Raw genomic sequence first — 20,710 nt, 5'->3', positions numbered from 1 at the left:
TACCCGGCGGTATTTGTCGACGCGTCAGCGACTTGCCCCTCGGCGTGGGTTCAGATGCGATGCGGACCAACAATGCCCAGTTTGGTCATGCGCCGGTACAGGGTCGCGCGCGAGATGCCAAGCGCCGCGGCCGCCGCGTTTGGCCGCCACTGGTGATGTGTGAGTGCTTCGACAATGCGTGTGCGTTCGTCGGTCCCGCTCTCGACGTACTGTTTCGAACCGCCCTTGCTATCAGGCATCAACAGTGCGCCGATATCCGGCGACACGTGCCGTAGTTCGACCCGGGTCGAATCGCACACCGCGCACGCGTAGCGCAAAACATTGCGCAACTGGCGGATGTTGCCGGGCCACGCGAATGCGCACAGACGTGCCGCGAGCTGCGCATCGAGCGTGAGAACATGGCCCGCCATTTGCGCTTCCTCGTCGAACACCGCATCGATCACCTTGCGAATGTCCGCGCGCTCGCGCAGCGGCGGCATCTGTAGCGTCGCGCCGCTTAACCGGTAGTACAGATCCTCGCGGAATACGCCTTCGCTGACCATCTGCGCCAGGTCGCGGTGGGTTGCGCAGATCACCTCGATATCCACGCGCACCGGTGCATCGCCACCGAGCGGAACCACTTCGCCTTCGGCGAGCACGCGCAACAGACGCGTTTGCAGATTGAGCGGCATGTCGCCGATCTCATCGAGAAACAGCGTGCCGGTGTGCGCGAGCGCAATCTTGCCGCGAGCGCCGCGGCTGCGTGCGCCGGTGAAGGCACCCGGCGCGTAGCCGAACAGTTCGCTTTCGATCAGTGCTTCGGGGATCGCTCCGCAATTCACCGCGACGAACGGCCGGCTGCGTCGCAGGCCCGAATCATGCACGGCGCGTGCGAATACTTCCTTGCCGACGCCGGTTTCCCCGAGAATCAGGATCGGCAGCCGCTTGCCCGCGATGCGCAAGGCCACCTGTGCATTCTGCGCGATCCGCGCATCCGCACTGTGCAGGAAGCGGCCGAGGGCGCCGAGGTGGCTGTCCGCGTGGGTTTCGCGCGGAGCGCTTGCCTCAGGGCTGCAGCGTGTCGCGCGTCGCAGCGGCGCGCGGATCCGCGCATACAGCATCGCGCCGGTGCCGCGCAGGCGTAATCCGATAATCGCGTCGGTGCGCGCGACATCATGCAGATGCACGGCTGAAGTATCGAATACTTCGTCGATGTGGCGTGGCGCGTTGAGTCCGGGGATGCATTCGTGCGCCTTCCGGTTCGCGGCGACCAGGTTGCCGCATTCGTCGAAGGCGATCAGCACTTCCGGTTGGGCCTCGACGAAGTTGCGGCTTGCATGGCCAAACAGAATCCAGTGCTGCGTCGTCTGATTGAGGAAGTAGCCGTCTTCGATGAGTCCTGCGCTTTGCCGCACCAGTTGAAACACGAGACGCTGGCTGTCGCGGTTATCCGGCGACTGCACCGCCGAGGCGTCGAGCACGCCGATCATTTCGCCTGTCGGCGCAAAGATGGGCGCCGCGCTGCAGGTCAGCGTCGTGAACGCCGCGCGAAAATGATCGGTCTTGTGGACTGTGATCGGCGCCAGATCGGTTAATACATTCGCTACGCCACAGGTGCCTTCCTCGCGCTCCGACCAGCAGGAGCCGATGTACAGCCCTGCATGTTTGAAGTCGCTGCGGCGGTCGCGGTCGATGCGATAGTCGATCGTGACGCCATGCGCGTCGGTCAGCATCACGCAATAGTCGGCTACACGAATCATCTCGTGCAGGCGTGACAGGCATTGGCCCGATGCTCGCAGGAAAGCCTCTTCCTTGCTTTGTACTTCGCGCAGTTCGGCGGAAGTGAGCACGCGCGGTCCAATCGCGGAACCGGGGTCAAGACGATATTCCTCGAACGAGCGCTGCCATGACGACACGAGACGCGACGAACCGGCTGGCGCGGGCAGCCGTCCTTCGATGGCGCCGCGCACCCGGTCGACGTGCTGCGTTTGAGAGACATAGGGCATGGCCGGCTCCCGTGGAGTCACGCGGTGTCTGCAGGCTGTTTTTGTAGCACATCTGTCGTGCGCAATCACACTGCAATGCAGCATGTGAGACCGGTGAGACGTTTGTCTCAAGGGACGTCGAGACTTCGCTGATTTGGCCCAGAGGCGTATGCGGTGGGGCTTTGCGCGTTTTCTGCTGGGACCGTTGAGACGTGTGCGTTAGCGTCCAACCCGTGCTTGAGACGTCTCAAGCGCTGTGCGGTGTGTTTCGTCGCAGATGACCAGCGACGCGTTTACGTGCTGAAACCCCTTTAAACAAGCAGCTTTCGTCGCCTTATGTGCTCGTCTGAGTGCTTTGGCACAGCCTTTGCAGTGTCCTTGTCATCATGAAGCGCGGTGGTTGTCGGTGCTTCACAAAATAATCCGCCGCGCGTGCGGATAAGAGAAGGAGACAAGACAGTGCCATCGCCCCTCACCGTCGGTGTGATCGCGAACCCCGCATCGGGGCGCGACATTCGCCGTCTCACCAGCCATGCGTCGGTGTTTCCGACTTCGGAGAAAGCAAACATGGTGGTGCGCCTGCTTGCCGGCCTCGGCGCGCTCGGCGTCGATCGCGTGCTGACGCTGCGTGACCGGACCGGCGTCGCGGCGCTGCTGCTGCGCGCGCTCGATACCCATGCGGCGCTCGCCGAGCCGCAGCGCTGGCCCGCGGTTGAATTCATCGATCAGCCGATTATGGACAGTGTGGCGGACACCCACGCCGGGGTTGCCGCGATGGTGCGCGCGGAAGTCGGGCTGATTGCCGTGCTGGGCGGCGACGGCACGCACCGCGCGGTGGCCGCGCATTGCGGCGACGTGCCGTTGCTGACGCTTTCCACCGGCACCAACAACGCCTTTCCTGATCTGCGCGAGGCGACGGTCGCGGGCCTCGCGGGCGCACTGGTTGCCTCCGGCGCCGTGCCGGCGGAGGTTGCATTGAGGCGCAACAAGCGTCTGCTGGTCCGCTGCGTGGCGGGGCCAAATCGCGGCCGCGAGGAGCTTGCGCTCGTCGACGTGTGCGTCAGCCGGCAGCGCTTCGTGGGCGCTCGGGCGATTTCCGAGCCGGCAGATATCGAAACGCTCTTTTTGACGTTTGCTGCGCCCGACGGCATCGGGTTGTCGTCGATCGGCGGTGCATGGGCGCCGGTGGAGCGCACGGCATCGCATGGCTTGCATCTGTGCTTCGCCCGTAACGGCGAAACGGGTGTGCCGCTCGTTGCGCCCATCGCACCTGGACGGGTCGAGCAGGTGACGATGCGCACCTGCGAGCGTTTCGAGGTCGGCGTCTCGATGCCGCTCGATACCGATCACGGCACGCTCGCCTTCGACGGTGAGCGCGAAATCGAACTCGAGCGCGACGACCGGTATGAAATTTCGCTCGACTGGGGCGGCCCGCTTACGGTGGATGTCGAGCGCACGTTGCGTTATGCCGTCTCGCATCAGCTCATGCGCGAGGCGGCCTACGCGGCCTCCGCTGTGATGCGGACGGCATCGAGCCGCGGCGGTTAGCAGATAGCAGGGAGTCGGCGCCGGGTACGGCGCCGATCCGTTGTACGAAGTTCAGTGAAGCAGGCAGTGCATTTGATTCATTCCAAGGAGACACACCATGTCGGTTTCGAGTCAGTTGAGCAAGGAAAAGCTGCTGGAGGCGTACCGGATGATGCGCACGATCCGCGAGTTCGAGGAGCGTCTGCATGTTGAATTCGCCACCGGCGAAATTCCCGGGTTCGTGCACCTGTATGCCGGCGAAGAGGCGTCGGCGGTGGGCACGATGATGCACCTGAATGTCGCGGACTATGTCGCCACCACCCATCGTGGCCACGGCCATTGCATCGCGAAAGGCGTCGACGTGCGCGGCATGATGGCCGAGATCTATGGCCGCAAGACAGGGGTATGCCACGGTAAGGGCGGCTCGATGCACATCGCCGATCTGTCGAAGGGGATGCTCGGGGCGAACGGGATTGTGGGCGCAGGCGGGCCGCTGATCTGCGGCGCGGCGCTTGCCGCCAAGTACAAGAAAAGCGGCGGCGTCGGCGTGTGCTTTTTCGGCGATGGCGCGTCGAACCAGGGCGTGATCTTCGAATCGATGAATCTCGCTTCGGTGTGGCGCCTGCCGGCGATCTTCGTCGCCGAGAACAACGGTTATGCGGAGGCGACCTCATCGACGTGGTCGGTGGCGACCGACAACATCGCCGATCGTGCGAGCGGCTTTGGAATGCCGGGCGTGATCGTCGATGGCTTCGATTTCTTCGCGGTGCACGAGGCGCTGGGTGAAGCGATTGAACGGGCGCGTAATGGTGGCGGGCCCACACTCGTCGAAGTGAAGTTCTCGCGATACTTCGGTCACTTCGAAGGCGACGCGCAAACCTATCGCGCGCCTGGCGAAGTGCAGAAGTTGCGCGACGAGAAGGACTGCCTGAAGCGCTTCGAGGAACGCGTGGTGCGCGCGGAAATGCTTACCGCCGACCAGTTGCGCGGCATCGACGCGAAGGTCAAGCAGTTGATCGACGATGCGGTGAGCGAGGCCAAAGCCGCGCCGCTGCCGACTGCGGAAGATCTGCTGACCGACGTGTACGTGTCGTACCCGTAACGCGCGCTGCACACCCAACCGATTTAGCAATCATCTTGCATGGCACTGGAGACAGACATGGCACGGAAAATCACATTCTCTCAGGCAATCAACGAAGCCCTGAGTCAGGAGATGGCGCGCGACGAGAGCGTCATCGTGATGGGTGAGGACAACGCGGGCGGCGCAGGCTCGCCCGGCGAGCAGGACGCGTGGGGTGGCGTGCTCGGCGTCACCAAGGGGCTGTTCCACAAGTATCCGGGGCGCGTGCTCGATACGCCGCTCTCGGAAGGCGGCTATATCGGCGCGGCAGTGGGCGCAGCGGCGTGCGGGATGCGTCCGGTGGCGGAATTGATGTTTATCGACTTCATGGGCGTGTGCTTCGATCAGATCTTCAATCAGGCCGCCAAGTTTCGCTATATGTTCGGCGGCAAAGCAGTCACGCCGGTGGTGATTCGCGCGATGCAGGGCGCGGGCCTGCGCGCCGCGGCCCAGCACTCGCAGATGCTGACCTCGCTGTTTACCCATATCCCCGGGCTGAAGGTGGTGTGCCCGTCGACGCCATATGACGCCAAGGGCTTGCTGATCCAGGCGATCCGCGACAACGATCCGGTGATTTTCTGCGAGCACAAACTGCTGTACGGCCGCGAAGGCGATGTGCCGGAAGCATCGTATGCGATTCCATTTGGCGAGGCGAATGTGGTGCGTGAAGGCGACGACGCCACCATCGTGACCTATGGACGCATGGTGCACTTCGCAACCGACGCCGCGGAAAAGCTCGCCAAGGACGGTATCCAGGTCGAGGTGATCGACTTGCGCACCACCTCGCCGCTCGACGAAGAGACCATCCTCGAGAGCGCGGAGCGAACCGGACGCGTCGTGGTGGTGGATGAAGCGAACCCGCGTTGCTCGATTGCAACGGATATCGCCGCACTGGTTGCGCAACGCGCCTTCCATTCACTGAAGGCACCGATCGAGCTCGTCACCGCGCCGCACACACCCGCGCCGTTTGCCGGGGTGCTGGAGGATATGTATATCCCGTCGGCCGAGAAAGTCGCCGCGGCCGTTCTGAAAGTGAGGAGCTGAGCAATGCCGATTCATATGATTACGATGCCCAAGTGGGGCCTCTCGATGGAGCAGGGGCAGGTCAACGGCTGGCTAAAGGCGGTGGGCGACAAGGTTGGCAAAGGTGACGAAGTGCTCGACGTCGAGACGGACAAGATCTCGTCCGGCGTCGAATGCGCGTTCGAAGGGACGCTGCGCAGACAGGTGGCACAAGAGGGCGATACGCTGCCGATCGGTGCGCTGCTAGGCGTGGTGGCTGACCCACAAACGCCGGATGCGGAGATCGATCAGGCGGTAGAGGCTTTTCAGCGCGATTTCGTCCCGCCAAGCGCGGATGCCGCCGACGCGGGTCCACAACCCGAGAAGTCGCAGATCGCCGGGCGGACCGTGCGCTATCTGAAGATCGGCGAGGGTGGCACGCCCGCGGTGCTGATCCACGGTTTCGGCGGCGACCTGAACAACTGGCTCTTCAATCATGCCGATCTCGCAGCGCATCGTGCTGTGTGGGCGCTCGATTTACCGGGACACGGCGAGTCCGGAAAGGCTGTCGAGACGGGCGATGCCGAGGAACTGGCTGCGAGCGTGATCGCATTCCTCGACGATCGTGGCATCGAGCGGGCGCATCTCGTCGGACATTCGATGGGTAGTCTCGTGGCGATGACTGTGGCGGAAAAGGCGCCGCAGCGGGTCGCTTCGTTATCCTTGATCGCGGGCGCCGGCCTCGGCAAAGAGATCAACCGCGAATATATCGAAGGCTTTGTGGCCGGTAGCAGCCGCAACACGCTGAAACCGCATCTGACGAAGCTATTCGCGGATCCCTCACTGGTGACGCGGCAACTGATCGAGGACATCGTCAAATATAAACGTCTGGAGGGCGTGAACGAAAGCTTGCAGAAGATAGCGTCTTCCGCGTTCGAGGGTGACGTGCAACGCCGGCTCAACCGTGACCGGCTGGCTGAGCTGGCGCCGCGCACGCTGGTGATCTGGGGTGCGCAGGACCAGATCATCCCGGCCAGTCACGCGCAAGGTTTGCCCCAGGGCATCCGCGTGCATGTGATCGACGGCAAAGGTCATATGGTGCAGATGGAGGCGGCATCGGAGGTGAATCGCCTGCTCAACGACTTCCTCGGAGCCTAGCCATGGACGCCGCCGTTCATCATGACAGCGTCACAGCGCTGGGCCAGCACGGGCTGCGCAGCCGCGAGAAGCTTGCGCGGATTCCGGTGAAGATCGTGCCGGCGGCCGGCGACGCGTTGCCCAAGCCGCCCTGGTTGCACGCAAGGCCGATGATGAGCGAGACGGTGGCCGCCATGGCGGCGATCCTGCGCGAGCACCGCTTGCATTCGGTGTGCGAGGAGGCGATGTGCCCGAATATCGGCGAGTGTTTCGCGCAGCGCACGGCGACGTTCATGATCATGGGCGGGATCTGCACGCGGCGTTGCGCGTTTTGCGACGTCGCGCATGGACGGCCCGGGGCGCTGGATCAGGATGAACCGGAGCGGCTCGCCGATGCGGTCGCGGCGCTCGGCTTGCGCTACGTCGTGATTACGTCGGTGGACCGCGACGATCTGCGCGACGGCGGCGCCGGGCACTTCGCGCGATGCATTGCGCTGCTGCGCGAGCGCGTGCCGGGAATCCGCGTCGAAGTGCTGACGCCGGATTTTCGCGGCCGGATCGAGCGCGCGCTGACGGCTTTGGCAGGTGCGTGGCCGGATGTCTTCAATCACAACATCGAGACGGTGCCTGCGCTGTATCGGGCGGCGCGGCCGGGTGCTGATTATGGCGGCTCGCTTGAATTGCTGGCGCGCGTTAAGCGTGTCAATGAGTTGGTGGTGACTAAATCCGGCTTGATGGTTGGGCTCGGAGAGGCCGATGCCGAACTGCTCGAAACCATGCGGGATTTGCGGGCACATCAGGTAGATTTGCTGACGATCGGCCAATACCTGGCGCCGTCGCGGTTTCATCTGCCGGTGCAGCGGTATGTGACGCCGCAGGCGTTTGAAGCGTTGCGCGAGGAAGGGTTAGGGATGGGCTTTCGCGAAGTCGTAGCTGGTCCGCTGGTGCGTTCTTCGTATCACGCGGATCAGGTGGGGGTGCGCTGATCGCCGATCCAACACCGCCCACAAATCGCATCGGTTATTTTACGCTCCAACGCGACGCAATATGCACCAGGCATAATTCATTTTCCGAAAATATTGCTGAAAATTCGCACATTGTTCTAAGGGGAGCGGCGCAGAAACGGGAAGCGTACCCCCCCAATTTGAGCCCCCAACCCATCTTGTGACATTATTTGCCAGCGCCGACCCCGGGCCCGTTGATAGGCGACCCGTTTCGCATAACGGCCCGGGAAAGACGCAGCACGCGCTCCGACGCGTACGGAGCTGGAACGCCAGACCTTCATCCGGTCATTCTCTGTGAGGCAAAACCATGAAGTCGAAACTTGTCGTACCGCTTCTGATCGTATCGTTACTGGGTACGTCCGTTACCGCTATTGCACAGCAGCACGATAATGATCACGGCGGTGGCCACCCGCCGCCGCATGGACATGGCCACGGGCCGGCGCCGCGCGAAGCCACTATGGGCGGGCCGGGCGGCCCGGTTCCCCACAACGATTGGCACAAGGGTGAACGGCTTCCGGCAGAGTATCGGGACCGCAACTATGTGGTCGACAACTGGCACGAGCACGGCCTGCAAGCGCCGCCGCGCGGGTATCAGTGGGTTGGCGTGAACGGGGACTATGTACTCGCCGCGGTCGCCACGGGTGTGATCGCCAGTGTTCTGCTTGCCGGGCACTAAGCAACCGAACCAAAACCGGTTGGTGCTCGTACGGACAAACAATCCTTCATTCTGAAGACTGCGGGTGCTGTCGCGCGTTGTGACGGGCGACAGCACTGCGCTATTCCGCTTCCCACGCCTTAGCGTTACGCCTGGATTACAGGTTTTCCTTGAAGAACGGCACCACCTTGGCCAGCCCCAGCGCTACTGGCTCGGGTTTGTCATATAGGCGTAGTGCGACCACCCCTGCGCCACCACAGGGTGTTTATTCTTTGAAGCCGCGCACGTGGTGGCGGTTCCGATCACGCCCATGCTTGAGATGGCGGTGGTTGGCGCACCCGAGTACTTCAAGCGCCATGGGGTGCCGGCGACGCCAGCCGACCTTGCAGAGCATGACTGCGTGGCGTACCGCCATACCTCGAGCGGCGCCGTGTATCGCTGGGAGTTCAATTCCCCGGGGCCGAACGGACATGCTTTCGAGGTCGAGCCTCAGGGCACGCTCATCACCAACGATGATGAAAGCATGACTCGCGCAGCGCTTCAGGGAGCGGGTCTGATACATCACTTCGAAATTGCGGTGCGCCGGCAATTGTCGGATGGCTCGCTGGTTCGTGTGCTGCAGCCGTGGTGCAAGCCATTCGCGGGGTTCTACCTCTATATCCCCTCGCGTGACAGGATGCCGCCAAAGGTTCGCGCTTTCACCGATTTCCTCGTCGAAAAGCGCAGCCTTCTCGAGGCGGGAGGAAAGCTGGGCAAAGACGTACCTGTCAAGGCTGGATCCCGGCGGCGCCAAGGTTGACAGCGGGGAGCGCCGGATTGCGCCGCCCGGTAGCCTTCCGCGAGTCACCAGGAGTATTTTGTCGTATTGCCTGCACACGATCGTCGCTCTTTCTTTCATGGCTACCCAATCTTCGTTCAGGTGCTATTGTTGAATGGCGAATCGTGTGTGTCGGTTCGCTACGGGGCTCGACGATTACCACGTCCGCTCGATTTGGGAGTGAGCTCGCTGGATAAAGTTACTGAAGCAGTCTTTATCTGTCAGGAAGACCAGCCTGCCATCCGCTCCCGGCGTTATTGTGACGGGGAGAATATACGATGAAAACCCGCTCGTCATTGGAGATCTGCTTGCCGCTTGTTTTGTGTATGGCGGCATGCCTGGCGTCGCTTCCGACTCTTATCCTCTGTCTCATCTGGCTTACGTTCGGCGCCTGTTCGATTGGCCACCGTTCCCTGGCAGAGTTGTCCGCGGATGGAATCCCGCGCCAGTGGCTTCATGGTCCTCGCAGCATATGTCTTTGGGTTTACCACCTCGCATGGTGGCCGTGGTACATGCGCTTTGAACTGCGTGAGATCTTCGCGCGCGCTGGAGAAGCTATCCGATCGGGTTACCGCCGGGTAAGGCGTCACGGATCGCCCCGCGCTTCAAAGCAAAGGTCGGACGTGCAGGATAAGTAACGCTTGGCGCGCTGGCCCCGTGGGGCCGAGGAAGCCGGTCCTCATCCGTGTCAGCGTGGACCAATCTGAGCCGCTTGCGACTGCTGTCCAGATTGGTGTTTGGGCAACTGTACCTGTCACACCCGCGATTCACCAAGGCACAATGTCAGGCCCGACCGTCGGCAAGCGCATCGCCGGATGGCGGTCGAATTTCTGCGTCTAGCGTACAAGCCTACTAAATGACAGCATTGATATCCCTTGTCCTGTTCGATATGGACGATGTCCTCTCGCACTATGACCGCACCGCCCGAGTCAATCACCTCTCCGTTCTATCGGGCCGAACGCCCGAAGCTGTCCACCGGACGATCTGGGCCTCCGGGTTAGAAGATCGTGTAGACGCCGGCTTGATAAGCGACGACGAATATTTGATCGCGATGGGCGAGCTCCTGGGTTGCCGCATCACTCGCGATGATTGGCTTGCGGCTCGCCGGGCATCGATTTCACCCAACCTCGAGGTGCTCGCGCTGGCACAAGCGCTGTCCGCGCGATACCGCATTGCCGTTTTGACTAACAATTGTCGGCTGGTCACTGAGAACCTCCAATATCTCAATCCAGAGGTAGCTGAACTCTTCGGCACTCACGTCTACGCATCGGCTTCATTTGGCGCGGCCAAGCCGGCATCTCATGTTTATCTTCGCTGCCTTGACGTCATCGGGATTGGCGCGGCCGAAACCCTGTTTATCGACGACCTCGAGGTAAACGTGACGGGGGCAATCAGTGCGGGGCTTCAAGGGCACGTGTTCACCGGTGCCGCGTCGCTATCGCGAGAGCTGGAGCGACGCAAGTTGCTGTAGTCGCGTCACGGTGTGAACCATTACGGACAACAAGCAGGATCGCATCGACTGTTTGCGAAAAGCCCAAAGCCTCGATGCGATGTTTGATCCAATCATTGTGTCAGCCGTGTTTGGGTCGCGTAAGGAGAGCGCGGCTGTGTTTGAGTCTGCCTTGACCCACTGCGGGATAAGACCCGACGAGAGCGTCTTCATCGATAACACGCCGAGCAATCTGATCGCGCCGAGTGCCATCGGCATGAAGGTCATTTTCCACGATGACGAAGAAAACGATATCGACAAGCTGATCGCGACGCTCACCGACGAATTGAAAGTGCGCCTGAACTAAAGTGGCTTGCTTGCGCCGGCGCTGCGGGTCAGGCGATGCTCCAGCACGACCCTCCCGTAATGCGGAGCGCCTCCATCAACCTGGTCGTACTCGGTTGTTCACGCTTGCCGGTCGACAAAATCGCCAGGCGCTACGGGATCGGCAGCGGCGGTCAGTTGGCCAAACTGTTCAGAAAATATCTGGCGACGACACCCACCGACCACCGGATGCGCGAGGAGGCGCCTCCGGGCGGCATCCTGATGTGTGCGCAGCGCGGCTCCCGCGGTCAGGGCTTGCGTGACGGCTGGATAGTCCAACGTGCGAAGCCGATTGCAATGATGATCGCTTCGGCCCTCATAAACGGAAAGGCGATTCCGAGTGAGACCCTTGCCATCGATGACGTTGCGTTAATCGAGGAAGACGTTGCGCTCGGCCGACGCTTCGGCTTTGGCGGCAAGCTGGTGGACAAGCCGATCATCGATCGCGCTCGACGGATCGAGGCGGGTTGAACGCCGAATCATGGAAACGATGAAACGGCGCGAGCTTCTCCATATGCGAGCGATCATGCTACGAGGCTATCGTCGTAAGGATGGCTCTTACGATATCGCTTTCAGGTAGCTGTGTTTCGAGTCCTGACAATCTACAACATACCGCCATCCCTCAAGCCGTCGCTGCGGCCTGCGTCACCGCCCGAAAGCGCTGTAACGCCTCGCCGCTCTCACGGAACAAATGAACGTGACGCAGCGCGAAACTGGCATCGACCGATTGCCCATCGGACGTGGTCGATTCCCCCGAGCCTTTGACCTGAATCAGGACACCGTCATCCAGATTCACATGCAGCAAGGTCTCGCCGCCGAGATGCTCGACCACCATCACCTTGCCGGACAGCTTGCCCTGCAGATCACCCGCTGCAACGCCCGTTTCAGACAGATGCTCCGGACGGATGCCAAGGGTCAATGCGTCGCCTGCTTTCACCCCCTCTGCGATGAACGGCAAGGTGATAGATGTGCCGCCAGGCAAGCCGATCGTCACGCCTGCCGCGTCGGCGCGCTGTACCTTCACGGCGAGGAAGTTCATCTTCGGCGACCCGATAAACCCCGCAACGAAGCGATTCTTCGGCGCCCTGTAGAGCTCGAGGGGCGAACCGATCTGTTCGACCTTGCCGTTGTTCAACACGACAATCCGGTCCGCCATGGTCATGGCTTCCGTTTGGTCGTGCGTAACATAGATCATGGTTGCATTGAGTTGCTTATGCAGCTTGATCAACTCGAGTCGCATCTGAACGCGCAATGCCGCATCGAGATTGGACAAGGGTTCGTCAAACAGAAACACCTTAGGCTCGCGTACGATCGATCGTCCAATTGCAACGCGCTGGCGTTGCCCGCCGGATAGGGCGCGAGGTTTGCGATCGAGCAGTTGCTCGATCTGCAGGATCTGTGCCGCACGCTGCACGCGTTCCTTGATTTGCGCCTCGGGCAGCTTGATCATACGCAGTCCGAACGCAATGTTCTCGTAGACCGACATGTGCGGATACAGCGCATAGGACTGGAACACCATCGCCACGCCCCGTTGTGATGGTTCGAGCTCGGTAACGTCTTCATCGCCAATCAGGATCTGGCCGGAGTCGCCGCGTTCCAGGCCGGCAATGGTGCGAAGCAGCGTGGATTTGCCGCAGCCGGAAGGTCCGACGAACACCATGAATTCACGATCGGTTACGGAGATGTCGATGCTCTTCAACACTTCCGTCCCGCCAAATGTCTTGCGGATCTGCTGCACTTGAACTGCACTCATGCTTGTCTCCGTCTGATACGCGCGCCGTGGGACGGCGCGACCAAGGTAGCGGTTTTGTGTGCGCCTACGTCCTGCAACGCAGCATGCGCCCCTTGTCGAATTTGTCCTTGACAACCAGTTCGGGTCCAAATATACAATTGTAATTACAGAATTACAAGTGAAACGAACCAGGCCGACCCCGCCCAGCAAGGGTCCCTTTAACAAGAACTACCCAACAACCCTGTTGCATGGGATTGGAGACAGGCATGAAGAAGCATCACGTGCAGGCGGCGTTCGCGCTGCTGAGCGTCACAGCGTCGTTCCTGGCCGCATCTAACGCGTCCGCCTGGACACTGAAGGAGGCCGCGGCGCCGTATTCGGGCACCACCATCAGTGCCATTTTTCTCGACCGGCCGGGCTACAAGGCGGCGTCGAAGCTGATTCCTCAGTTCGAGAAAGAGACCGGCATCAAGGTGCACACGGAGGTGGTCCCCTACGAGAACACCCGTGAAAAAGAAGTGCTCAACTTCGTGGGCGGTGGCGATCAGGACGTCGTGTTGGTAGACGTGGTGTGGATCGGCGAGTTTGCGAGCAACAAGTGGCTGGTTCCCATCAAGACCTTCACTGACAACCCCAAACTGGCCGACCCCAATCTCAATCTGGGAGACTTTTTCCCGATCCTGCTCGACTCGTTTGGCACGTGGGACAAGACCACCTACGGTCTTCCGTTCGATAACTATTCAGGCTTGATGTTCTACAACAAGTGCATGTTGAAGGACGCCGGTTTTGACGAACCGCCGAAGACCTGGGACGAGTTGCTCAACGTCTACGCGCCGAAGCTCACGAAGCCGGACAAGAACCAGTATGCGTTCGCGCTGCAATCGCGCCGTGGCGAAACACAATCGGCCGATAGCTTCATGCGCATGCTGTGGCCCAACGGCGGCTCGCTGCTCGATGCGAAGTTCAGGTCGAATCTCATGTCGCCGCAATCGCGGGCTGGGCTCGAATATCGGCAGAAGCTGATGAAGTACATGCCGCCGGGCATCGTCGACTATGACCATGCCGAGTCCGTGAATGCGCTTGCCCAAGGGCAGGTCGCCATGATCACCGAGTGGTCGGCGTTTTATCCAACCTTGACCGATCCGAGCAAGTCGAAAATCGGCAGCTGTCTTGCCATTACGACCGAACCCAGGGGACCTGCCGGACTCAAGCCCGCGCTGGGCGGTTTTTCGCTGGCGGTGAACGCCAAGTCGAATGCGAAGAAACAGGCGGCGGCGTGGCTCTTTATCCAGTGGATCACTTCGGAACAAATGGCCAAGCCTTATCTGGATGCAGGCGGTGTGAGCGGCCGCATGTCCGTCTACAAGGATCCGGCGGTACAGAGCAAGTATCCGTTTGTGAAGCCGATGGTGGAATCGTGGCAGGGCGGCGTGCCCGACTATCGGCCTCGCTTCCCGGAATGGCCTGCCGTGTCTGAAGTGATTGGCGAGTGGGGCAGCAAGATCATGCTCGGACAGGTTTCGGTCAAGGACGGGGCGCAGACCATCGGCACCAAGACCGAAGAAATCCTGCAGAAAGCGGGCTATTACGACGGCAAGAAGCCCTTGCTGAAGTAAGACCGGTGCGGGCGAGGCGCCAGATGTGCCGCCTCGCCCGCTCGAGCATGCCAACCCGCGGAGACGATCGATGCTGAAGACCACGGTACCACCAGCGAGCAGCGCCATGCGCCGGCGCCAGCCTGCGCGCTTTCGCTTCATGCCGCGCTCGCCGGCGTTCTGGTTTCTCTTCCCCGCCGTCGCGGCGCTGGCGATCATCGGCATCTACCCGCTGCTGCTCGCGCTCTACAACTCGTTTCATCTGTACAAGCTTGCGGATGTCGCTGCCGGCACGCCATTTGTCGGACTCGATAACTACATCGCCACGCTCTCCGATCCGTCGTTCTGGGGAGCGCTCGGTCGTACCGTGTTGTTTCTCTGCCTGACCTTGCCGATCGAAATTGCCTTGGGGCTATTTGCGGCATTGATGCTGCACCGCACGGCGCTGCCGTGGCTGCGGGTGGCGGCGCGTGTCGGTCTGGTGATTCCGATGGCGACCACCTACGCGGTGGTCGGTCTGATCGGGCGTCTGATCTTTAACCGCCAGTTCGGCGTGGTCAACTACTTGCTCGGTTTCTTCGGTATTCCGCCGCTCGACTGGCTTGCCGATCCCACGCTCGCTGTCGTGTCCGTGATGATCATGGACATCTGGCAATGGACGCCGTTCTGCGCGCTGATCCTGCTCGCGGGTCTTGCGATGGTGCCGAAGGAGGCCGAAGAAGCGGCCCGGCTCGAGACACCGAAGTGGAGCAAGATCCTCTGGCATTTGCAGCGTCCCTATCTGTTGCCGGGACTCACCGCGATCCTGATTCTGCGTTCCGCCGATATGCTCAAGATGTTCGACGCCGTATTTACGATGACGCGCGGCGGTCCCGGCACGGCGACCGAGTTCATCAGCATCTATATCCAGCGCATCGCGTTCCGCCTGTTCGATCAGGGTATGGCGTCGGCCCAGGCGGTGCTGCTGCTGATCCTGACGATCGTGTTGTCGCGGCTCTATATTCGTTTCGTTTATCGGGAGGCGGTGTGAGCACATCAACGGATACCAGCATGCAAGTTTTGCCGCTATCGCCGCGTGCACGCCGTGCGAAGAATGCGCGGCGCCGCGCGACGGTGTGGCACGCAATCGGCTTGCTGATCGTGTTTCTCACCTCGGTGTTTCCGTTCTACTGGATGGTGACGACCAGCCTGAAGAGCCAGGCCGACGCGCTTGCCATGCCGCCGGTGTGGTTGTTCAAGCCGACGCTCGCGCACTACATCGACGCGCTGTTCGAGCACGACGTCGCACACAGCCTGTTGAACTCGCTGATTGTGGCGAGCAGCACGACGTTCCTGGCGATCCTGCTCGGCACGCCGGCAGCCTACGCGCTCGCACGCTTCGAATTTCGCGGCAAGGAAGACCTGTGGTTCTGGTTCATCTCGAACCGGATGGTGAGCCCGGTGGTGCTCGCCGTGCCGTTTTTCCTGATTGCGACGAAGCTCGACCTGGTCGATACGCATATCGTCCTGATCCTGCTTTATCTGACGTTCTCGCTCCCCATCGTCGTATGGATCTGCACCGATCAGTTCCGCAATATTCCGGTCGAAATCGATGAAGCGGCGCGTCTGGACGGGGCTTCCGCGTGGCGCGTGTTCTGGCGGATCAATTTGCCGCTGGCGATGCCGGGCATCGTCGTATCCGCGATCTTCGCGTTCATCTTTTCGTGGAACGATCTGCTCTATGCGCTGGTGCTCACGCGCACCGACGCCATCACATCACCGGTTGCCGCGACCAGTTATATGAGCGGCTACGAGTTGCCGTGGGGCGAAATCATGGCCACCGGTACGCTGATCGTGCTGCCGATGGTGGTGTTCGCGCTGGCGGTATCGGGTCGGCTCGTGCAGGGACTCACGATGGGCGCGGTGAAATGATGCACCGCGTGCGGCACGGTGAATTACTATCCTGTTGTGCCAATCGAAACCCATCATGCTCATGAATAAATCCATGCCACCCGCAGTGACGTCGCAGACCGAATCCTCTGTAGATATCGAAGAGGAGTTGCAGGCGCGCGTCGCGTGGCATTACTACGTCGGCAATCTTACGCAACAGGAGATTGCGCAGTTGATTGGCAGCAATCGGGTGCGGGTGAACCGGCTGCTCGCCGCGAGCCGCGAATCGGGGATGGTGCAGATCACCATCAATAGCCGTCTTGCGCCTTGTGTGGCGCTCGAAGAGATGCTGGTCAAGCGTTTCGGGCTCGAGGCCGCGGTTGTGGTGCCATCGGGCGCCGACACGGAGGCCAACATGGCCGCACTCGGCATAGGCGCGGCGAATTACCTGAGTGGGCAGATCGAGGCGGGGCAGACCGTCGGCCTCGGTTGGGGCCGTACGATTCGCGCGGTGCTGCGCGCATTGCCGCAACGCACTTACGGGGGAATCTCGGCGGTGTCGTTGCAAGGCGGCCTGTCGCATTGCCCGAGCATTAACACGTTCGACATCGTGTCCGACTTTGCAAACCTGTGTCAGGCAGACGGTTTCCTGTTCCCCGCGCCGATCTACGTGAGCAGTCAGGCGGTGCGCGACGTCCTGCTAAAGGAAGATGCCGTGCGCGAGACTTATGAACGGGCGCGCCAGTCGGATCTGGTTCTACTGACCTGCGGCGACCTCACTGAGTCTCTGGTAGTGACCTACGGCATCAACGATCCCGAGCAGGTGAGGGCGCTGCAAAAAGCGGGGGCGGTGGGCGACATGCTCGGTCATTTCATGGATGCCGATGGCGAGGCGATCGACCATCCGCTGAACCGTCGCACAGTCGCGATCTCGCTCGAGGATCTGCGCAAGATCCAGCGCGTGATTCTGGTGAGCGGCGGCGCGAAAAAGTTTGCCGTGACGCGGGCTGCATTGCGCGGCCGCTATCCGTCGGTGTTGGTGACCGACGAGGAGACTGCTCAGCGTCTGTGCGACGAAGCTTGACAGGCATAGTCAACGGCGTAAGCCTTGCAGTAGAAGTAAACGACTGCCGCGAGGCCGGCTGAGTTCATTTTCGTTTATCCCATAGCAGAGGGCTTCAATCATGGAAGCACTGGTTCTCGAAGAGGCGCGCCGCATTAGCTTGCGCCCGTTCACCTTGCCGCAAGTCGTGGGTCCGCGCGATGTGCGGATTCGCATCAATACGGTGGGCATTTGCGGCAGCGACATTCATTATTATCAGCACGGCCGCATCGGGCCTTTCGTCGTCAATGAACCGATGGTGCTCGGTCACGAAGCGGCCGGCACGGTGATCCAGATTGGCGATGAGGTGACGCATCTGAAGGTCGGCGATCGTGTCTGCATGGAACCCGGCGTGCCGGACATGGCATCACGGGCCTCGCGTGAGGGCATGTATAACCTCGATCCGAGCGTGCGGTTCTGGGCGACGCCGCCCGTGCATGGGTGCCTCACGCCGTTCGTCGTGCATCCTGCCGCGTTCACGTTCAAGCTGCCGGACAATGTCAGTTTCGCGGAAGGCGCGATTGTCGAGCCGTTGGCGATTGGCATGCAGGCGGCAACCAAGGCGAAGATCAAGCCGGGGGATGTGGCCGTTATTCTGGGTGCGGGGACGATCGGCATGATGTGCGCTCTCGCGGCGCTCGCCGGCGGTTGCAGCCGCGCGATCGTGTGCGATCTGGTGCCGGAGAAACTCGAGCTGATCGGCAACGTGCAGGGTGTGACCGCGGTCAATATCCGTGACCGGAAACCGAAGGACGTGGTCGCCGAACTCACCGATGGGTGGGGCGCCAACGTTGTGTTCGAGGCGAGCGGGAACGAAAAGGCCTTCGACGGCATCGTCGACCTGCTGTGTCCCGGTGGCTGCCTCGTGCTGGTCGGCATGCCGCAACACGCGGTGCCGCTCGATATTGTCGCGCTGCAGATCAAGGAAGTGCGGATCGAATCGGTGTTCCGCTACGCCAATATGTTCCCGCGGGCGATCCAGCTTATCGCCTCGGGCCGGCTCGATATCAAGCCGTTTATCTCGCGCTCGTTTGCGTTTGCGGACGGCATTCGGGCCTTCGAAGAAGCAGCCAGCGGCAAGCCGACGGACGTGAAGGTCCAGATCGTCATGGAGTGATGCGTACAGATTCAGGTGAGGTGGTCGGGTCCCCAGTCGGTTGCATCATGCGTGGCGCACATGTAACGGATGGCATGCTCGCAGAACCGCTGCCCAGTTCCCGCTGCATCAGCACCGTGTCCACCCATTGGCCGAACTTGAAACCGACGGACGCGAGCGTTCCGATCGTGCGGAATCCGAGACTCTCATGCAGCGCAATCGACCCCTTATTGCCGCTATTGCCTATCACGGCGAGCATCTGCCGCCATGGCCCTTGCTCGCACCGGTTGATCAGTTCCGTGAGCAGCGCTCGTCCGATTCCATGACCGTTGAGGCCATGCTCTACGTAGATCGAATCCTCGATTGTGTAGCGGTATGCCGGACGCGGCCGATAGGCCGTCGCGTACGCATAGCCAACCACGCGACCCTGCATCTCTGCGACCAGGTATGGAAGCCCAGCCTTCAATACCGTGTCGCGGCGCCCTGACATATCGTCAGGAGAGGGCGGTGTTTCTTCGAACGAGGCGCTGCCATTCAACACGTGGTACGCATAGATGGCCTGAACCGCCGTCATGTCGGCCGTCACCGCATCGCGAACCCGAATCCCACTATCAACCATTGATTCCACCGCTTGCCTCATATCCTGGACCGGGATGTTGGAGATACGCCAAGGGCGGCCCACTCCCCCGGCATCTGAGATGCATGATGCACCGATCACATATATAAAGGAAGATTTGGTATCTTATGCAATCGATAAGGAATTCTTTGGCATGAAGAGCCTGAATCTCGACTACCTGAAGACCTTCGTTGCCGTGGTCGAACACGGCAGTTTTTCTGCTGCGGCCGATTCTCTGCGGCTCACCCAGCCGGCAGTGAGCCTGCAGATTCGCCAGCTCGAGAAAAGCCTCGGCGCCGTCTTGATCGAGCGCGTCGGTCGCGTCGCCAGGGCAACCGTGGCGGGCGAGGAGCTGCTGACACACGCTGCCGGGATTGACGCCGCCGTCACGTCGGCAATGACCGCCGTGTCCCGTCACGCGGCAGAAGGCATGGGGCGGATGCGCATCGGCACTGGTGCTACTGCCTGCATCTTTTTGCTTCCGCCCATCCTGACCAATCTGCGCCAACGATTTGCCAACCTCGAAATCACGGTAACGACGGGCAATACCACGGAAATCGTCAAAGCGGTCGAGGACAATACCCTCGACGTCGGGCTGGTCACGATGCCCGTAGCGAGCCGCAGCCTGTACATTACGCCGGTCATGGATGATGAGTTTGTGCTTGTTGCCCCAGCAGCCATGCAACTGCCCAGCCGCATCACAGCCGCTGCGCTTTCGACCCGGCCTGTCATCGTGTTCGAACCCGGCGGCAATACCCGCCGTGTCACCGATGAATGGTTTGCGAGGAGCGGGACGAAACTCAAACCGGTGATGTCGCTGGGAAGCGTGGAGGCAACCAAGGCGATGGTCGGTGTCGGCCTCGGCTGTGCGATCCTTCCTGAGCTAGCCGTCCGCAATATGGCCTCGGGTGGCCGGACGGTGGTTAGATCCTTGTCTCCGCGTCTTCATCGCAGGTTGGTGGCGGTAGTCAGGCGCGACAAACGGCTGAATGGCGGCCTTGCCGAGATCCTCAAGTCGTTCCGGAATCTGTCTGAAACCGCCGGTGGTCTTTGAGCTTCAAGGAGGTAACGGTGCGGATGTCGCACCCCGACTGCCACCGGTGGCGACTTGTGGCTACGTGTGGCAACATCGCGCTGATCGCCAAATCACTCCGGGCCTTGCGTAGGCCCACACACTCGAGGGGAGTTCATGTTCGACCACGTCAAATTCGGAGTCAGCGACTATGCAGCGAGCAAAACGTTCTTCCTCAAGGCACTCGAACCGATCGGCGTAGCTGTCGTCGCCGAGAGGCCGGCGCCGGCGTACGGTGTCGAGCTTAGCCCACAGGGTAAGGCTTCATTGTGCCTGTACCCGACCGAGGAGAAGCCGGCACATCTCCACCTGGCGTTCACGGCCGAGACTCGCCAGCAAGTCGATGCTTTCTATCGCGCGGCCGTGGAGGCGGGTGGCAAAGACAATGGCGCGCCTGGTCTGCGTCCGAACTACCACGCGAACTACTATGCAGCCTTTGTCATTGGTCCGGACGGGCACAACATCGAAGTGGTTTGCCACCAACCCGAGGCCTGACCCTTCCGTCGAGCGGCCTCGCTCGCCAGGCCAGGCCGCCTCGCATGTCAAACGCTGAGCGGACCTGATTGGTCGTTGTTTCGTCGGCCGGTAC

The 20,710-nt window shown here is 61.3% G+C and carries 19 protein-coding genes and 1 pseudogene; 17 read left to right on the top strand and 3 right to left on the bottom strand.

Annotated elements, in window-relative coordinates; all coding sequences use genetic code 11:
• Window positions 1-50 precede the first annotated feature (50 nt).
• Window positions 51-1,985, bottom strand: coding sequence for a sigma-54-dependent Fis family transcriptional regulator (locus tag BLQ92_RS19210; protein ID WP_090686121.1), 1,935 nt, complete (start codon window positions 1,983-1,985; stop codon window positions 51-53).
• Between the two features lie 438 nt (window positions 1,986-2,423).
• Here BLQ92_RS19210 and BLQ92_RS19205 point away from each other — a divergent pair, with 438 nt between their 5' ends.
• The 10 genes and pseudogenes from BLQ92_RS19205 to BLQ92_RS41420 all read left to right on the top strand — a co-directional run.
• Window positions 2,424-3,512, top strand: a complete 1,089-nt coding sequence (locus BLQ92_RS19205; RefSeq protein ID WP_090686120.1) for an ATP-NAD kinase family protein — start codon at window positions 2,424-2,426, stop codon at window positions 3,510-3,512.
• 97 nt (window positions 3,513-3,609) lie between these two features.
• Entirely contained in the window at window positions 3,610-4,593 is a 984-nt protein-coding gene (locus tag BLQ92_RS19200; protein WP_090686119.1) for a thiamine pyrophosphate-dependent dehydrogenase E1 component subunit alpha, read from the top strand.
• A 57-nt stretch (window positions 4,594-4,650) separates the two neighbouring features.
• The gene (locus BLQ92_RS19195) at window positions 4,651-5,655 is read left to right on the top strand and encodes an alpha-ketoacid dehydrogenase subunit beta (RefSeq protein ID WP_090686118.1); all 1,005 of its coding nucleotides are present in this window, start codon (window positions 4,651-4,653) and stop codon (window positions 5,653-5,655) included.
• Window positions 5,656-5,658: 3 nt separating this feature from the next.
• Window positions 5,659-6,771, top strand: a complete 1,113-nt coding sequence (locus tag BLQ92_RS19190) for an acetoin dehydrogenase dihydrolipoyllysine-residue acetyltransferase subunit (RefSeq protein WP_090686117.1) — start codon at window positions 5,659-5,661, stop codon at window positions 6,769-6,771.
• 2 nt (window positions 6,772-6,773) lie between these two features.
• The gene (gene lipA / locus BLQ92_RS19185) at window positions 6,774-7,736 is read left to right on the top strand and encodes a lipoyl synthase (RefSeq protein ID WP_090686116.1); all 963 of its coding nucleotides are present in this window, start codon (window positions 6,774-6,776) and stop codon (window positions 7,734-7,736) included.
• 325 nt (window positions 7,737-8,061) lie between these two features.
• The gene (locus BLQ92_RS19180) at window positions 8,062-8,430 is read left to right on the top strand and encodes an RcnB family protein (protein ID WP_090686115.1); all 369 of its coding nucleotides are present in this window, start codon (window positions 8,062-8,064) and stop codon (window positions 8,428-8,430) included.
• A 265-nt stretch (window positions 8,431-8,695) separates the two neighbouring features.
• Complete coding sequence (locus BLQ92_RS19175; RefSeq protein ID WP_341806893.1) at window positions 8,696-9,208, top strand: LysR substrate-binding domain-containing protein; 513 nt, start codon at window positions 8,696-8,698, stop codon at window positions 9,206-9,208.
• An 874-nt stretch (window positions 9,209-10,082) separates the two neighbouring features.
• On the top strand, window positions 10,083-10,697 hold the full coding sequence (locus BLQ92_RS19170; RefSeq protein WP_090686113.1) for an HAD family hydrolase: 615 nt from the start codon (window positions 10,083-10,085) through the stop codon (window positions 10,695-10,697).
• A gap of 79 nt (window positions 10,698-10,776) precedes the next feature.
• The gene (locus BLQ92_RS39465) at window positions 10,777-11,022 is read left to right on the top strand and encodes an HAD family hydrolase (protein ID WP_244896661.1); all 246 of its coding nucleotides are present in this window, start codon (window positions 10,777-10,779) and stop codon (window positions 11,020-11,022) included.
• Window positions 11,023-11,120: 98 nt separating this feature from the next.
• Window positions 11,121-11,246 (top strand): annotated as a pseudogene (locus BLQ92_RS41420) (AraC family transcriptional regulator); the annotation flags it as partial.
• A gap of 415 nt (window positions 11,247-11,661) precedes the next feature.
• Here BLQ92_RS41420 and BLQ92_RS19155 read toward each other — a convergent pair.
• Entirely contained in the window at window positions 11,662-12,792 is a 1,131-nt protein-coding gene (locus tag BLQ92_RS19155) for an ABC transporter ATP-binding protein (RefSeq protein ID WP_090686110.1), read from the bottom strand.
• Between the two features lie 245 nt (window positions 12,793-13,037).
• Between BLQ92_RS19155 and BLQ92_RS19150 the strand changes: the two genes are divergently transcribed.
• The 5 genes from BLQ92_RS19150 to BLQ92_RS19130 all read left to right on the top strand — a co-directional run bounded on the left by BLQ92_RS19150 (window position 13,038) and on the right by BLQ92_RS19130 (window position 18,454).
• Entirely contained in the window at window positions 13,038-14,387 is a 1,350-nt protein-coding gene (locus BLQ92_RS19150; protein ID WP_090686109.1) for an ABC transporter substrate-binding protein, read from the top strand.
• A 70-nt stretch (window positions 14,388-14,457) separates the two neighbouring features.
• Window positions 14,458-15,396 (top strand): carbohydrate ABC transporter permease, encoded by a 939-nt coding sequence (locus tag BLQ92_RS19145; RefSeq protein WP_175772527.1) that lies wholly within the window; start codon window positions 14,458-14,460, stop codon window positions 15,394-15,396.
• A gap of 20 nt (window positions 15,397-15,416) precedes the next feature.
• Window positions 15,417-16,277 carry a carbohydrate ABC transporter permease gene (locus BLQ92_RS19140; protein ID WP_090686108.1) on the top strand — a complete coding sequence of 287 codons (861 nt, stop codon included), beginning with the start codon at window positions 15,417-15,419 and terminating at the stop codon, window positions 16,275-16,277.
• Between the two features lie 55 nt (window positions 16,278-16,332).
• Window positions 16,333-17,319 carry a sugar-binding transcriptional regulator gene (locus tag BLQ92_RS19135; protein ID WP_244896660.1) on the top strand — a complete coding sequence of 329 codons (987 nt, stop codon included), beginning with the start codon at window positions 16,333-16,335 and terminating at the stop codon, window positions 17,317-17,319.
• Window positions 17,320-17,419: 100 nt separating this feature from the next.
• On the top strand, window positions 17,420-18,454 hold the full coding sequence (locus BLQ92_RS19130; protein ID WP_090686107.1) for an NAD(P)-dependent alcohol dehydrogenase: 1,035 nt from the start codon (window positions 17,420-17,422) through the stop codon (window positions 18,452-18,454).
• Here BLQ92_RS19130 and BLQ92_RS19125 read toward each other — a convergent pair.
• The gene (locus BLQ92_RS19125) at window positions 18,444-19,073 is read right to left on the bottom strand and encodes a GNAT family N-acetyltransferase (protein WP_090686106.1); all 630 of its coding nucleotides are present in this window, start codon (window positions 19,071-19,073) and stop codon (window positions 18,444-18,446) included. The genes BLQ92_RS19130 and BLQ92_RS19125 overlap by 11 nt on opposite strands.
• A gap of 130 nt (window positions 19,074-19,203) precedes the next feature.
• Here BLQ92_RS19125 and BLQ92_RS19120 point away from each other — a divergent pair, with 130 nt between their 5' ends.
• Both BLQ92_RS19120 and BLQ92_RS19115 read left to right on the top strand, forming a co-directional pair.
• Complete coding sequence (locus BLQ92_RS19120; protein WP_090686295.1) at window positions 19,204-20,103, top strand: LysR family transcriptional regulator; 900 nt, start codon at window positions 19,204-19,206, stop codon at window positions 20,101-20,103.
• Between the two features lie 135 nt (window positions 20,104-20,238).
• Entirely contained in the window at window positions 20,239-20,616 is a 378-nt protein-coding gene (locus BLQ92_RS19115) for a VOC family protein (RefSeq protein WP_090686105.1), read from the top strand.
• Window positions 20,617-20,710: the final 94 nt, after the last annotated feature.

This window comes from Paraburkholderia phenazinium, assembly GCF_900100735.1.
Lineage (GTDB): Bacteria > Pseudomonadota > Gammaproteobacteria > Burkholderiales > Burkholderiaceae > Paraburkholderia > Paraburkholderia phenazinia.
The sequence above is the reverse complement of the archived record's forward strand: the minus strand, read 5'-3'. Positions and strand labels throughout refer to the sequence as shown.

Coding starts and splice junctions, on each gene's coding strand:
- BLQ92_RS19210 (WP_090686121.1), bottom strand. CDS start 1,985: ATGCCCTATGTCTCTCAAACGCAGCACGTCGACCGGGTGCGCGGCGCC.
- BLQ92_RS19200 (WP_090686119.1), top strand. CDS start 3,610: ATGTCGGTTTCGAGTCAGTTGAGCAAGGAAAAGCTGCTGGAGGCGTAC.
- BLQ92_RS19195 (WP_090686118.1), top strand. CDS start 4,651: ATGGCACGGAAAATCACATTCTCTCAGGCAATCAACGAAGCCCTGAGT.
- BLQ92_RS19190 (WP_090686117.1), top strand. CDS start 5,659: ATGCCGATTCATATGATTACGATGCCCAAGTGGGGCCTCTCGATGGAG.
- lipA (WP_090686116.1), top strand. CDS start 6,774: ATGGACGCCGCCGTTCATCATGACAGCGTCACAGCGCTGGGCCAGCAC.
- BLQ92_RS19180 (WP_090686115.1), top strand. CDS start 8,062: ATGAAGTCGAAACTTGTCGTACCGCTTCTGATCGTATCGTTACTGGGT.
- BLQ92_RS19170 (WP_090686113.1), top strand. CDS start 10,083: ATGACAGCATTGATATCCCTTGTCCTGTTCGATATGGACGATGTCCTC.
- BLQ92_RS39465 (WP_244896661.1), top strand. CDS start 10,777: ATGTTTGATCCAATCATTGTGTCAGCCGTGTTTGGGTCGCGTAAGGAG.
- BLQ92_RS19155 (WP_090686110.1), bottom strand. CDS start 12,792: ATGAGTGCAGTTCAAGTGCAGCAGATCCGCAAGACATTTGGCGGGACG.
- BLQ92_RS19150 (WP_090686109.1), top strand. CDS start 13,038: ATGAAGAAGCATCACGTGCAGGCGGCGTTCGCGCTGCTGAGCGTCACA.
- BLQ92_RS19145 (WP_175772527.1), top strand. CDS start 14,458: ATGCTGAAGACCACGGTACCACCAGCGAGCAGCGCCATGCGCCGGCGC.
- BLQ92_RS19140 (WP_090686108.1), top strand. CDS start 15,417: ATGCAAGTTTTGCCGCTATCGCCGCGTGCACGCCGTGCGAAGAATGCG.
- BLQ92_RS19135 (WP_244896660.1), top strand. CDS start 16,333: ATGCTCATGAATAAATCCATGCCACCCGCAGTGACGTCGCAGACCGAA.
- BLQ92_RS19130 (WP_090686107.1), top strand. CDS start 17,420: ATGGAAGCACTGGTTCTCGAAGAGGCGCGCCGCATTAGCTTGCGCCCG.
- BLQ92_RS19125 (WP_090686106.1), bottom strand. CDS start 19,073: ATGAGGCAAGCGGTGGAATCAATGGTTGATAGTGGGATTCGGGTTCGC.
- BLQ92_RS19120 (WP_090686295.1), top strand. CDS start 19,204: ATGAAGAGCCTGAATCTCGACTACCTGAAGACCTTCGTTGCCGTGGTC.
- BLQ92_RS19115 (WP_090686105.1), top strand. CDS start 20,239: ATGTTCGACCACGTCAAATTCGGAGTCAGCGACTATGCAGCGAGCAAA.